This is a genomic window from Arthrobacter sp. TB 23, from assembly GCF_000294595.1.
Taxonomy (GTDB): domain Bacteria; phylum Actinomycetota; class Actinomycetes; order Actinomycetales; family Micrococcaceae; genus Arthrobacter_D.
Genome location: NZ_ALPM01000080.1, coordinates 17,885 through 31,755 on the forward strand (window position 1 = coordinate 17,885; position 13,871 = coordinate 31,755).

Here is a 13,871-nt window from a genome sequence, read left to right on the forward strand (position 1 = left end):
GTACGGATCGAGTCAATCCAGAATTGGGCGTTGATTGGCATACCCGGTGGCTTGTTCAAAACCATGGGCAACCTGCAACAGGTCAACGTCCATTCCGTGAGCCATCGACAGTTGCAGACCGACCGGCAGCCCCCCGGAACTGAATCCCGCTGGCACCGACACCGCCGGAATTCCCGTCGCCGAGATGAGGCAGGCTGAGCGCATCCAGTCGAGGTAGGTCTCGAACTCCACCCCCTCCACCGACGTCGGGTAGCGCAGCGACGCGTCAAAGGGCAACACCTGGGCTGTTGGGCTGGCAAAGACGTCGTACCTCTTGAAGAAGTCGGATACCCTATTCGCCAGACGGGTCCTCGCGAGCGCAGCGTCCACCAGATTGCGGCCGGTCAGCGCCATGCCCTGTTCGACGTTCCACTGCACCTCGGGCTTGATCACATCGCCGTGCTTTTCCAGCAGGGCTCCGTAGGCGAGCAGGAAATCAAAAGCACGGGTCGTGCCGAAGACCTGGTCGGCGTCCCGTAGGTCCGGCGCTGCCTCGTCGACCGTGGCGCCCAGGTCCGTGAAGACCTGGAGCTGGGATTCGAGAACGCGGAGCACTTCCTTCTCCACGGGTACACCCAACCCGAAATCGGGTGACCACGCGATTCTCAGTCCGGTGAGATCGCGCTGCATCGGATCGCTGAACCGTTTGGAGCCCAGGGGGTAGGGGTAGGGCACCGCCGGGTCTGGCCCAGTTACCGCGCTCATTCCCAACGCAACGTCGCCGACGCTGCGCGCCATCAGTCCTGTCCGCCCCAGCCAGGCCCAGCCGTTGCGGGTCGGCGCCATGGGGAGCACCCCGAGCGAGGGTCTGAAGCCGACGATGTTGCAGAAGGACGCCGGGATACGCAGTGACCCGCCCATGTCGCTGCCGTCGCTGAGGGGCTGGATGCGGGAGGCGATCGCCGCCGCGGCGCCCCCACTGCTCCCGCCGGCGCTCAGCGCCGTGTCGTATGGGTTGGTCGTGGTGCCGAAAAGCTCGTTGAAGGTGTGGGATCCGGCAGCGAACTCGGGCACATTGGTCTTACCGGTCGTCACCACTCCGGCGGCCTTGAGCCGGCCGATCACCAGGTCATCGAAGGCTGGCACATGATCATTGAAGATGACCGATCCCTGGGTGGTCCTCATTCCCTTGGTGTTATTCGTGTCCTTATGCGTCATCGGCAGACCATGGAGCGGCGGAAGGTCAACGCCGGACGCCGCGAGCGTGTCGGCGTCGGCCGCCAACTGCTGCGCGCCGTCCCGGTCCTGGGTCACTACGGCATTGATACTGCCATTCACCGCGTCGATCCGGGCAAAGTGCGCGTCGAGCGCCTCACGGGCTGACACCTCACGACGGCGAATTGCAGCCGTGAGAGCAGTCGCCGTTAGATCCATGGGGTTGCCGGTCATCGCGCCACCTTCGACAGGATTGAGGTCATGGCCGCGCGGACGCCTGTGGAGAGGGTTGGTTCGATGTCTGGGGCGAAGAACGGCGAGTGGTTCCCGGCAAGGGGCTCGTCGGCGTCGAGCCGTTCCTGGCTGTACGCCCCGAACATCCAGTACACGGATGGGACCCCGATTGCCGTCGCGAACAGGCCGAAGTCCTCGCTGCCCATCACTGGCGGCACCTCATTGACTGAGCCCCTCCCGAGGGTGGAGTGGAATTCTTTGATCAGCGCGTCAGTGCTGTCCGGGTCGTTGTAGCACTGCGGGAAGCTTGAGATTTCCTCGATGGACGGTGCGGGCGCGCCGGATGCGTCAGCCTCGGCCGTGATGATGCGGCGGAGCGAATCGAGCACCCGTTCGCGCACCTCGGGGTCGAACGTGCGTACGTTGACGGAGAACTCGGCGGTATCGGGGATGATGTTCTCCTTCAGACCGGCGTGGAAGGTGCCGATGGTGACTACTGCGGATTTCATCGGGTGCACTTCGCGGGCCACGATGGTCTGGATGCGAACCACCATGTGGGCGCCGAGCACTATCGGGTCGATCGACTGCTCTGGCTGGGAGCCGTGCGCCTGGCGTCCCTGCACTGTGATCTTCCAGGAATCAGCCATCGCCATGGCGGTTCCACGACTGATGTTCACTGTGCCCGCAAGACCCGGCCACACATGCTGGCCAAAGATCACCTCGGGCTTGGGTGCCTTATCCCAGATACCGTCCTCGACCATGGCTTTGGCTCCCGCCGCCGTCTCCTCACCGGGCTGGAAGATGAACACCACGGTGCCGGCCCAGCTTTCGGTGCCCTCGCTGAGGAGCCGCGCTACGGTCAGGGCTGCGGTGATGTGGGTGTCGTGTCCGCAGCCGTGCATCACCGGGACATCGGTGCCGTCAGCGAGTGTGCCTCTCGCCCGGCTGGCATAGTCAAGGCCCGTGTCCTCCTGCATGGGCAGGCCGTCGGTGTCCGCACGGAATCCGACCACGGGGCCCTCCCCGTTGCGGAGAACACCTACGACGCCGGTCCCGCCGCAGAGGTACGCTTCGATTCCCAAATCGGTGAGGGCCTTCAGAATGAAATCAGCGGTCTGGGTTTCCTGCATGGACAGTTCGGGGTGGGCGTGCAGGTGTCGGTAGAGCTCGTGCATGGCTGTGCGGTGCTCAGCGGACAGTTCAAGCGATGTGGTTTGGGTAGTCATGGGATTCCTATCGTGTGAGAGATGAAAGATGAGGGTGACGTGGGTCAGACTTCTGGATGATCCTGGGCAACTGGAGCATTGGCGGTTTTGGACCTGAGGAACCAGGCGAGCACGGCGGTCACCAGAACCACAATGCCGGTGGCCGGCTTCGCGAGGGCCGGAACGGCTGGCACCAGGACAAACAGGACGACGGCGGCGACTACCACCGCGATCACTGTCACGCGGGGCTGCTTCATGGTGACGATGAGCTGAACGAGGACGGCGCCGATGATGCTGGGGAAGATGTAGAACCTTGCGACGTCGACAATATCGGTGGGGATGATGCTCACCAGCCAGGTGCCAAGAACGCCGACGAACAGGAGCATGGAGAACACATGAACCATTGCTGCTCCACAGATGGCCATCAGTGCCGAGAATTCGCCGCGCTTGGTTCCCGCCTTCGCGCCGACGGTGGCCTGCGCGACGAGGGCCGAGGGGAGCAGCTTGTTGGCGATGTTGCCGATCATGAAGGCCTGGTACATGGCTGCCGGACCGAGCACCGGGTAGTAGGTGATGGGTTCAACGAACCAGAGGACAAAGAAGGCTGCAGCGACGGCGAGGAAGGCCGTCCAGATCATGCCGGAGGTGATACCGAGGTCGGTGAAGAGGACCAGGTAGATGGGTGCCGAGAGGGAGAACACCAACGCGATAATCATGGTGATGCGTCCCCAGCGGGAGGTGGTGCGGTCAAACTGGTCGACGGCCGCGGTCTGTTCAGCAGTGGCTGTAAATGTCATGGGCTTAATCCTTTTGTTGGGGAGTTGCTCAGGTCGCTGCGGGGGCGAGGCCGGCGGTGTGGGCGAAGTAGGCGACGGCGAGTCCCACCAGGATGGCGATACCGAGGCCCCACTCTCGAAGCCAGGCGGCGGAGAGTGTCTTGGCGAGGAAGAGGCAGATGCCCATCACTAGGGCCGAGACGATTACGGTGATGATGTGAACAGGGGTTTTCCCGAGTTCGGCGATGCCCAGACTGGCGAAAGCACCAATTAGTGCGGCAGCCGGAACGATAGCCATCAACGCAGGGTTAACGTGGCGCAGTTTGGAGTCGCCGCGCTTGAGGATCGGGGTAAGGGCGAGCGTGGCGATCATCCACATGGCACCTGACATGCTCATCGCCATGAAAGCGACGACAAATACTGCCTGGGTGTAGTCGGGCCCACCGAGGGTCGCGTCCATCGTGGCTGCGGCAAGGGATGCTGAGGCCGATTCGGTTGCCGCTGATCCGACCAGGCCGATCCGCACCAACACGGCGGGCGTTCCGAAGAGTGTCAGCAGGGCAACACTGACGAGGACCACGGCCAGAGATGGTCCAACGGCTGCTACGGCGCCAGCGCGGAAGGACGTCTTCAGCTCTGCCTGCGAAATGCCTGCCGACGGGCCGGCCTTTTGCGCGGCCCGCATATAGATGATTGATTGAAGAATGATCGCACCGAAGACTCCGATGGCAAGGATCCACAGGATGGGAATGTTGGCTATGGCGAGGATATCGGTGGATCCTCCGGGCATGACTGCGGTTTTCATGGCTGCTCCAGGGTGGATGAGTGACTGGTTATTAAGGGTGTGGTTTAGGCATGGCGGGAAAGGTCTGCCTGGTCGAGCGCAATGAGGGTTTGGGCTAGCGCGGTGACCCCGGTGGCGACGTCGGTGAAGTCTGTCCATTCCTCGGGACAGTGGCTTTTCCCGGCTTTGGAAGGGATGAAGATCATTCCCATAGGCGCGAGAGTTGCCATGTGGACGGCGTCGTGGGTCGCCCCGCTGGGTACAGGCATCCAGGGGATACCGAGGGTGTCGGCAACCTGTGCTGCGGTGTCGTGGACACCGGAGTGGGTCCGGACTACCTCGTTGTCAGTGGACCAGGTGAAGTCCACTTCGACGCCGTGTTGGTGCGCCTGACCCAGGATCTCCTTTGCCAGGCGCCCTTTCACACCGGAAAGCCACTCGGCGTCAACGCTGCGGACCTCACTGGTCATCCTGACCAGGGATGGCACCACGTTGGGCGAGCGGGATTCGGATTCAACCCGGGTGGTGGTGGCAACCCCGTGGTTGGGCGCGCCGCACCCTTCCCTGCGGACTGCCAGGACGGCCTCAGCGGCGGCGACCATTGCATCAGCTCGGTCGGTCATGGGCCTGGTGCCGGCGTGGTCGGGTGAGCCAGTGAACACTGCCAGGAGTCGTTGGATGCCTGCGATTCCGGTAACGATGCCAAGGGGCAGCCCCCGCTGTTCGAGGGTGGGTCCCTGTTCGATGTGGAGTTCGAGAAAGGCATGGAGCGGCGTTCTTCGTGCCCACTGCGAGCTGAGCGTGGCGGCAGGGTCAAGGTTGAAGTCTGAGTAACTCTGCCCCAGAGTCATCCCGCGGTAATCGGTACGATCCAGGTCCGCGGCGGTGAGCTCGCCAGCCGNGCCGCGGCGCGGCTGCCGAGACAGCTGAGGCCATAGGGGTTGGATTCTTCCCCGAAAAAGTCGACGACCAACAGGTCCCGGGTGAGTACGGTGTCGCTCTGGCGCAGCTGCCGCACAGCGTCGATGGCACCCAAGACACCGACAATTCCATCGAAGCGACCACCGCCGTCGACAGTGTCCGTGTGCGAGCCGGTTACGAGTGCCGGTGCGCCGGGGTTCGTCCCGGGGAGCCGGCCAACAATGTTGCCAGCGCCGTCGGTGTGCACCTCCAACCCAGCGTCGTTCATCCGCTGGACAGTCCACTGCCGGGATTCGCGGTAGGCCTCGCTGAACACGTCACGTGTCCACCCGGGGCGGGAGGTTTCCCGGTAGCCGGAGATCTCTGTGATGCCGGCGGCCAGCCGGTCTGCTGCTTCAGTGGTCTGGTTGGACGTGCGCAAGGGGGGCCCTTCCATGGGGGACATTTGAGGATTCACGCAAACGTTTGCGTTTTGTCCCAAAGCGATGTGCTTGGTTGAATATGGTGTACATCACACTACTGATAAGGCATTTCGTCAAGGTTTCGGGCTAAATAACATCTGACGCAGAAAGGATCGCGCAAACTATCGCGCAAACCATTGCGTTCGATTTGAGGCGGGGGCTATAGACTGCCCTCAAGGATTGAAGGGAGCAGCGCTATCGCTGATTACGCGGGATGGGAACGCCAGAAGCCGGTCACACTGGCGACCGTAGCCCGACACGCCCAGGTCCACGTATCAACCGTTTCGCGCGCCCTCAGCGAAGACCCCACAGGGGTAGGAACCGACACAGTTCGCCGGGTTCGGGAGCTCGCCTCGATGCTCGGTTACCACAGGGATGTCGGGGCGGCTGCGCTCCGCACCGGAAGTTCACGGCTCATAGGGGTCCTGGTGCCGCGCCTGACTGACCTGGTGTTGGCCACGATTTACGAAAGCATCGATGCGGCGGCTGGCGCCGCCGGGTACACCACAGTCGTCTCCAACACCCTCGATGACCCGGCACGGCGCCGCGACCGTCTTGACGCCCTGCTCTCCCGACGCCTCGACGGGGTGATCATTGGCGATTCCCATCTTGGCGACACCGCTGCGTTTGAACTCCAGCAGCGGGGCGTTCCCTATGTCCTGGTGATGCGCAAGCTCGACGGACACCTGTCAGTCACAACCGATGACCAGCTGGGTGGACGGCTCGCAGCCGAGCACCTGCTCTCCCTCGGGCACCAGCGCGTGGGCGTAATTGCGGGAGATCTGTTGGCGAGCACCGGGCTGCAACGAAGTCAGGGGTTCCGGACCGCCTTCGAGGCAGCTGGGTATCCGGTGGAGGATTATTACGTGGTGAATTCCGGCTTCGGCGCGCGGGCAGGGCGCATGGCTGGGGAGCAGCTCATGAGACTCCCTCACCCGCCGTCAGCCATCTTCGCCGTCGACGACCTGACCGCCGTCGGTGCCATGGGCGCCATTCGCTCCGTCGGCAAGCGGCTCCGCGAAGATGTTGCGCTGGTCGGCTACAACGACGTCGACCTGGCCGCCAATCTGCCGGTTCCGCTGACTTCCGTCCGCTCGGCGCTCACGGAGATGGGGCAGCTCAGCTTTGACGCGCTACAGAAAAGAATCAACGGTGGGGAGGCGGAATCAGTCCTCCTCAAACCGGTCCTCATCCCACGCGCAACGACAGTGGAACGCTGGGAGTAGAAGGGTTCCAACAACAGCCGGCAGCGAGCCTAAACCTGGCGCGTTGTGCCCCTGCTGCCAGGGCGACCTCGACGGACCACAATTTGGGGTGACGGGGATATCACCGCCGGGACCCCCGCAGCTATCCGATCATTTGGCTGCCGGGTTCGTCGCGGGCGAGGCCTCTGTGTTCATTCTTCTCGGCGCTCTCCTGGTTGAGCCATTGCACGAGTTGTTTTGCAGGTTCAAAAGACTGTGGATTTACACGACCCCGGGCGGGACACCCCTCGGCCTGATCATTGCCAGCGGAACCCTTGGTGCTGTCCTGGCAGAATGCCGCGATGGCGGATTGCATTGTTCATCGAGATCGTCACGCCGGCCAGACGGCCCTCCCCAAGACCAACATCGTCGTCAGGTAGCCCACGATGGCGATGTCGTTCACTGGCGCGTCAGCTAGTACGTCGAAGGGCCATCCGCCATCCCTGCCGACCCTGAACGACAGGCCCCGCCAAAGGGTCGAGTTAACAGAAATGACGGGTTCTCCAAGGAAAACCCGTCATTTCTGTTGACTCGATCCAATACAAGGGAGGGAGGCTAGGGGACCTGACGCTGCTCCGGACCGTTATAGGCGCTGAGCGGGCGGATCAGGGAGTTGGTGGCGGTCTGCTCCATGATGTGGGCGGTCCAACCGGTGATCCGGGCGGCGATGAACAGGGGCGTGAACATCTCGGTGTCGAAGCCCATCAGGTGGTATGTGGGGCCGGCCGGATAGTCGAGGTTGGGCTTGATGCTCTTCGCCTCCTCCATCGCGGATTCCAGCCCGCTGTACAGGCCGAGCAGCTCCGGCCGGCCGAAGTGCTCGATCATCCGATCCAGGGCACCCTTCATGGTGGGCACCCGTGAGTCGCCGTTCTTGTAGACCCGGTGGCCGAAGCCCATCACCTTCTTCTTCTGGGCGAGAGCATCCTCCATCCAGGCCTTGGCGCGGGCGGCTGCCTCTTCCCGGGACTCGTCGGTGCGGATGCCGATCTCCTCGAACGTGTGCATCACTGCCTCGTTCGCTCCACCGTGCAGGGGGCCCTTCAGTGCACCGATGGCCCCGGTCACCGCTGAATGAAGGTCAGCCAGGGTGGAAGTGATGACCCGGGCGGTGAAGGTTGAGGCGTTGAAGGAGTGCTCGGCGTATAGCACCATCGACACGTTGAACGCCTCGACGACCTCGGGGGCAGCTTCCTCACCGAAGGTCATCCAGAGGAAGTTCGCCGAATAGTCAAGATCGTCCCGCGGGGCGACGATCTCCTGACCACGACGACGGCGCTGGTCGTAGGCGACGACGGCGGGGAACGCTGCGAAGAGTTCCATCGCCTTCTCGAGGTTGGCCTCGGGGGAGGAATCCGATGCCTTGGGGTGGTTGGCGCCGAGCACCGACACGGCGGTGCGGGCGACGTCCATCGGGTGGCACGAGGTGGACAGCAGATCAATCGCTGCCTTCACATTGTCGGCCAGCGCACGGTGGCTACGCTCGAACGCAGTGAATTCGGCCAGCTGGTCCTTCGACGGAAGCTCGCCATGCCACATCAGGTAGGCAACCTCCTCGAAGCTGCACCTTGCGGCCAGCTCCTGCACCGGGTACCCGCGGTAGAGCAACGAGTTGGTGTCGGAATTGACCATCGAGATGGCCGTGGTGTCGACGGTGACTCCGGCCAGGCCTTTGTAGATCTGCGTTTCTGTCGTTTCTGTCATGGGGACTCCTGTTCAACGGCGGAAGGGGCCTGCTGCGTCGTGTGCTCCGGTGAACCGGGCACCTGAAAATTGAAAACCGAGGTGTCAAAACGGTTGTACGCCTCGTAGTCCACGAGCTCGTACAGACGCGCCCTGGTCTGCATGGCTCCGACGGCCCCCTGCTGGGTGCCGTCGGCCTTGATGATTTCCAGCGTACGCTCCGCGGCGCCCATTGCACTACGCAGCAGGGTGACGGGATGGATCACCATGTTGACTCCCGCCGAGGCGAGCTGGTCCAGTGTGAACAACTCGCTCTTTCCGAACTCGGTCATATTGGCGAGGATGGGGACGTCGACGGCGTCGCGGATGGCCTGGAATTCGGTCAGGTCCCGCATCGCCTCGGGGAAGATCGCGTCGGCACCGGCGTCCACCAGCGCTTTGGCACGGTCCTTGGCCGCCTGAAGGCTATCGGTGCCGCGGATGTCGGTCCGCGCCATGATCAGGAAGTTCGGGTCACGGCGGGCGTCGGCGGCCGCCCGGATGCGCTTGGTGGCCGTGTCCAGATCCACCACGTTCTTGCCATCCAGATGCCCACACCGTTTGGGGTTGAACTGGTCCTCAATGTGGCAACCGGCCAGGCCAGCGTTTTCCAGTTCCTGGATGCTCCGCGCCACGTTCATTGGCTCACCGAAGCCGGTGTCGGCGTCGACAATTGATGGCAGGTCGGTCATCCGGGCGATCTGCCCGGCACGGGTGGCGACCTCGGTGAGCGTCGTCAGGCCAATATCCGGTAGGCCGAGATCGTTGGCGAGGACCGCGCCGGAGATATAGACGCCGTCGAACCCCTTGTCCTCAATCAGCCGTGCCGACAGGGGATTGAATGCACCGGGGAACTGCTGGATCCGGCCCGAGGCGAGACCCTCCCGGAACGCGATGCGCTTCTGCTCGGGGGTGATGGCTGAGTACAACATTTAGAACAGTCCCTTCGGGGCGGTGGCGGGGTCAATGACGCCGGCAGCGGCGACGAGGTTGAGCTGGTCCAGTTCGCCTGCCGCAAGCTCCGGCAACCGCTCGACGACGGCGAGGAACCGGTCGATCTCTGCCTCGTCGACAATCCGGTGGCCGTCCTGGCCCGCGGCCAGGGTGCGTAGCTTGTTGATGTACTGCTCCCGGGCGAATGGCCGGGCGCCGAGGGGGTGCGCGTCGGCGACGGCCAGCTCGTCGGTGAGGACCGTGCCGTCGGTCAGGGTGATCTCCACCCGGCCGCCGAAGGCCTTCTCGCTGATGTTCAGCGAATGGTAACGCCGGGTCCACTCCGGGTCCTCCAGCGTAGTGACCTTCTGCCAAAGTGCCACGGTGTCGGCCCGGCCAGCCCGCTCCGGGGTGTAGGAATCGACGTGGTGCCAGGAGCCGTCCTGCAATGCGACCGTGAAGATGTAGGGGATCGAATGGTCGAGGGTCTCGCGTGACGCGGTGGGATCGTACTTCTGCGGGTCGTTCGCACCGGACCCGATCACGTTGTGGGTGTGGTGCGAGGTGTGGATGACGATCGACTGCACCTGCTCGGGATCGGCGGCCTCCGGGTGGGCCGCATGGAGCTTGCGGGCGAGGTCGATCAGGGCCTGCGCCTGGTACTCGGCCGAGTGCTCCTTGGTGTAGGTGTCAAGAATGGCCCGCTTGGCTTCGCCGGCCGCCGGTAGCGGAACCTCGTACCTGCCGTCCGGGCCGTCCAGCAGCCACGCAATGAACCCGTCTTCGCCCTCGTAGATCGGGGTGGGGGAGGTCTGGCCGCGCATCGCCCGGTCCGCTGACTCCACCGCCATCTTCCCGGCGAAGGCCGGAGCATGAGCCTTCCAGGTGGAAATCTCGCCCTTCCGGGACTGACGGGTGGCAGTGGTGGTGTGCAGGGCCTGGCCGATGGACTGGAAGATGGTTTCGACGTCGAGCTCCAACAACGTGCCGATCCCAGCAACCGCCGACGGGCCGAGGTGCGCCACGTGGTCAATCTTGTGCTTGTGGAGGCAGATGGCCTTCACCAGGTCCACCTGAATCTCGTAGCCGGTGGTGATCGCGCGCAGCAGGTCCCGCCCTGATCGCCCGGTGTGCTGGGCAACGGCGAGGATTGGCGGAATGTTGTCGCCAGGGTGGGAGTAGTCGGCGGCCAGGAACGTGTCGTGGTAATCCAGTTCCCGAACGGCGACGCCGTTGGCCCAGGCAGCCCACTCGGGGGACGTCTTCTCCTGGATGCCGAAGATGGTGGCGCCGGCACCGTTGGACGACGCCGGGTGGCTGGTGGCCTGGGCGCGGGCGGCGACCACTGGGGCGCGCGTGAACGAGGCGACGGCCACCGAGGCGTTATCGATGATGCGGTTGATCACCATGTCGGCGACGTCGGTGTCGACCTCCACCGGATCGGCAGCGNNCGCCAGCCGGTAGGCGAGCTGCTCCTCGCGGGGAAGGTTTTCGTCGCTGCGGTGGGTGCGGACCAGATGATGTTCAACCATTGAGGTGAGCCTTTCGGGATGGGGCGAATCCGGCGTCGAAGCTAAGTTTCGACGCCAGCAGGTGGGCAAGACTGTTGTGCAGGTGGATCTTGGTGGCGGCTATCGCCAGATCGGTGTTGCCACCGGCGATTGACCGGGCGATCTGCGCATGCTCGGCAGCTGAGGCGAGCAGCCGTTCGCTGTTGTCTTTGGCGAGGCGCCTGATACGCACGAGTTGCGCGCGTAGTTGGCCCTGCGCCTGGCGGAGGAATTGGTTGTCCGCGGCGTCGTCGACGGCGACGTCCAGTTCCGAGACCAGGGCATAGTAATCGCGCCGGTCGGGGTCGGTACCGGCGATGAGGCTGGACGCGGCCTCGAAGCGCTGCGCCAGAGCGGTGAAGACGTGGGGGTCCCGGTGCACCGCGGCCAGCTCTGCGGCCTTGCAATCCAGAGCCAGGCGCACGTCGAACAGCTGGGTCATTTTGGCCAGGGAAATATCGGTGACGACGACGCCGCGTCCGGCCTGCGCGGCGGTCAAGCCTTCCGCGCCGAGCCGGGCGAGTGCTTCCCGCAGGGGGGTTCGTGAGACTCCGAGCCGGGCCGACTGCTCAACTTCGGCGAGTACTGTCCCGGGGATCAGACGCCATTCGACAATGTCGGACTTTAGTGCGGCGTAGGCCCTGTCGCTGGCTCGCATTGATCCTCCTGCCGACGCTGGCCTGTACCGGTGACGGTGTTCACTAGTACTGCAAATGTATACAAGGAGGACCAGTACCGCAAGATATCAGCCGAAAAGATGGACAATTCCGCATTCTCTGTATACACGGCGCGGGCTTGCTCAGTAGGATGACACCACAACACACTGACGTGGAGGAGAGCTCAATGAGCCAGGACTATCGCACGCTGTATCGCCAAAGCCTTGAGGCACCCGACGAGTTCTGGCTGGAAGCGGCTCAGGCGGTGACCTGGACGCGGCCACCGACCACCGCAGTAGACAGCACACACGCGCCACTTCACCGGTGGTTTCCCGACGGAGAGCTGAACACCTCCTACAACGCCCTGGACCGGCACATCGAGGCCGGGCGGGGCGACGCCACGGCCCTGATCTACGATTCGGCGATGCTTGGCCTGGCGCGGGAATACACCTACACCGAATTGCGCGATGAGGTGGCACGCTTTGCCGGGGTGCTGCGCTCGCAGGGAGTGGCCAAGGGGGACCGGGTGGTTATCTACCTGCCCATGGTGCCGGAAGCGGTGATCGCGATGCTTGCCACCGCACGCCTCGGGGCGGTCCACTCGGTGGTCTTCGGTGGTTTTGCCGCGAAGGAACTCGCCTCACGGATCCAGGATGCCCGGCCCACCGTCGTCGTGACGGCGTCTGGTGGTCTGGAGCCCCGCGGGCCCATCGAGTACCTCCCGTCAGTGCACCAGGCTCTCGACCTCAGCGACCACCGGGTGGCCACGGTGATCGTGAAATCCCGTGATGGGTTCCTCCACCAAGCGTCCGAGTACGGTTCGACGTCGGAGCCTCCGACGTCGGGCACCCGGGGATCGGAGACCGTCTGGCTGGACTGGGACACCGCGCTTGCCACCGCCGACCCAGCCGACCCGGTCCCCGTCCTCGCGACTGACCCGCTCTACATCCTGTACACGTCGGGAACCACCGGGTCCCCCAAGGGTGTGGTGAGGGACAACGGCGGCCACGCCGTTGCCCTGGCCTGGTCGATCACGAACATATTCGGTGTCGGCCCGGGTGATGTGATGTTGACGGCATCGGATGTGGGCTGGGTGGTGGGTCATTCGTTCATCGTCTACGGGCCGCTGCTCGTGGGGGCGACCACGGTCCTGTACGAGGGGAAACCGGTCGGCACGCCCGATGCCGGCGCGTTTTGGCGGCTGATCGACGAGCACCGGATCAACGTTATGTTCACCGCGCCGACGGCGTTGCGTGCGGTGCGGAAGGTTGATCCGGAGGCGGCGCTGCTGCAGCACTACGACACCTCGAGCCTGCGGTTGCTGTTCTGCGCCGGCGAGCGGCTCGACATCGACACGTACCACTGGGCCGGAACGGCACTCGGTGTGCCAGTGATCGACAACTGGTGGCAAACCGAGACGGGCTGGCCCATCTGCGCGAACCCGCGGGGAATCGAGGAACTTCCCATCAAGCCTGGCTCGCCGACCTTGCCGCAGCCCGGGTATGACCTGAGGATTCTCGACGGCGACGGCCAAGAGGTGCCCGCCGGGACCGAGGGCAACATCGCGTTGAAACTGCCGCTGCCTCCCGGGACGCTGCCCACCCTGTGGGGGAGCGACGAACGGTTCATCAGCTCATATCTCAGCGCTTTCGACGGCTACTACGTTACGGGCGACTCCGGTTACCTCGACGACGACGGCTATGTCTTCGTCATGGGCCGCACCGACGACATCATCAACGTGGCGGGGCACCGGCTTTCCACCGGGGCTATCGAGCAGGTGCTGGCTCAGCATCCAGCTGTTGCTGAATGCGCCGTCATCGGGTTGGCCGACGCACTGAAAGGGCAGCGCGCCAGCGGCTATGTGGTGCTCAAAGCCGGGGCCAGCATCAGCGCGGAGACGCTTCAACAGGAACTGGTGGACCTGGTCAGGAACCAGATCGGCCCAGTAGCCGACTTCAAGCAGGCTGTGGTGGTGGATGGCCTGCCGAAGACGAGGTCCGGGAAAATCCTCCGCAAGACCATGCGTCAGATCGCTGCCGGCGAGGATTACGTAGTGCCCTCCACCATCGAGGATCAAAGTGTGCTGGATGCCATGAAGCCGGTGCTGCAACCCAGGGGTGTGGGATCTAGCTGATCCAGGAGTATTCGAACTCGGGCCGCCCTCGGGTGCCGTACCGCGGGACGCGGCGGG

The 13,871-nt window shown here is 64.0% G+C and carries 12 protein-coding genes; 2 read left to right on the forward strand and 10 right to left on the reverse strand.

Annotated elements, in window-relative coordinates; genetic code table 11:
* Window positions 1–12 precede the first annotated feature (12 nt).
* The 6 genes from B384_RS0112090 to B384_RS21140 are packed head-to-tail and all read right to left on the reverse strand — an operon-like array spanning window position 13 to window position 5,559.
* Window positions 13–1,428 (reverse strand): amidase, encoded by a 1,416-nt coding sequence (locus B384_RS0112090; protein WP_019483365.1) that lies wholly within the window; start codon window positions 1,426–1,428, stop codon window positions 13–15.
* A complete protein-coding gene (locus B384_RS0112095; RefSeq protein ID WP_019483366.1) occupies window positions 1,425–2,654 on the reverse strand; it encodes an amidohydrolase in 1,230 nt (409 codons plus the stop codon). Before B384_RS0112095 ends, B384_RS0112090 begins: the two co-directional genes overlap by 4 nt.
* A gap of 44 nt (window positions 2,655–2,698) precedes the next feature.
* A complete protein-coding gene (locus B384_RS0112100) occupies window positions 2,699–3,430 on the reverse strand; it encodes a hypothetical protein (RefSeq protein ID WP_019483367.1) in 732 nt (243 codons plus the stop codon).
* A gap of 28 nt (window positions 3,431–3,458) precedes the next feature.
* The gene (locus B384_RS0112105) at window positions 3,459–4,214 is read right to left on the reverse strand and encodes a DUF5058 family protein (RefSeq protein WP_019483368.1); all 756 of its coding nucleotides are present in this window, start codon (window positions 4,212–4,214) and stop codon (window positions 3,459–3,461) included.
* A 44-nt stretch (window positions 4,215–4,258) separates the two neighbouring features.
* On the reverse strand, window positions 4,259–5,044 hold the full coding sequence (locus B384_RS21135) for a M20/M25/M40 family metallo-hydrolase (protein WP_019483369.1): 786 nt from the start codon (window positions 5,042–5,044) through the stop codon (window positions 4,259–4,261).
* A complete protein-coding gene (locus B384_RS21140) occupies window positions 5,041–5,559 on the reverse strand; it encodes a M28 family peptidase (protein WP_443110859.1) in 519 nt (172 codons plus the stop codon). Before B384_RS21140 ends, B384_RS21135 begins: the two co-directional genes overlap by 4 nt.
* 255 nt (window positions 5,560–5,814) lie before the next feature.
* Between B384_RS21140 and B384_RS0112115 the strand changes: the two genes are divergently transcribed.
* The gene (locus B384_RS0112115) at window positions 5,815–6,801 is read left to right on the forward strand and encodes a LacI family DNA-binding transcriptional regulator (RefSeq protein ID WP_272942574.1); all 987 of its coding nucleotides are present in this window, start codon (window positions 5,815–5,817) and stop codon (window positions 6,799–6,801) included.
* A 573-nt stretch (window positions 6,802–7,374) separates the two neighbouring features.
* Here the strand turns inward: B384_RS0112115 and B384_RS0112120 are convergent.
* The 4 genes from B384_RS0112120 to B384_RS0112135 form a co-directional block, all read right to left on the reverse strand.
* A complete protein-coding gene (locus B384_RS0112120; protein ID WP_019483372.1) occupies window positions 7,375–8,523 on the reverse strand; it encodes a bifunctional 2-methylcitrate synthase/citrate synthase in 1,149 nt (382 codons plus the stop codon).
* The gene (gene prpB / locus B384_RS0112125; protein ID WP_019483373.1) at window positions 8,520–9,473 is read right to left on the reverse strand and encodes a methylisocitrate lyase; all 954 of its coding nucleotides are present in this window, start codon (window positions 9,471–9,473) and stop codon (window positions 8,520–8,522) included. Before prpB ends, B384_RS0112120 begins: the two co-directional genes overlap by 4 nt.
* Window positions 9,474–11,006 carry an MmgE/PrpD family protein gene (locus tag B384_RS0112130; RefSeq protein WP_019483374.1) on the reverse strand — a complete coding sequence of 511 codons (1,533 nt, stop codon included), beginning with the start codon at window positions 11,004–11,006 and terminating at the stop codon, window positions 9,474–9,476.
* Window positions 10,999–11,682: a GntR family transcriptional regulator gene (locus B384_RS0112135; RefSeq protein WP_019483375.1), complete on the reverse strand. Its 684-nt coding sequence runs from the start codon at window positions 11,680–11,682 to the stop codon at window positions 10,999–11,001. The genes B384_RS0112130 and B384_RS0112135 overlap by 8 nt, the downstream gene beginning before the upstream one ends.
* 185 nt (window positions 11,683–11,867) lie before the next feature.
* Between B384_RS0112135 and B384_RS0112140 the strand changes: the two genes are divergently transcribed.
* Window positions 11,868–13,814, forward strand: coding sequence for a propionyl-CoA synthetase (locus B384_RS0112140; protein ID WP_019483376.1), 1,947 nt, complete (start codon window positions 11,868–11,870; stop codon window positions 13,812–13,814).
* Window positions 13,815–13,871: the final 57 nt, after the last annotated feature.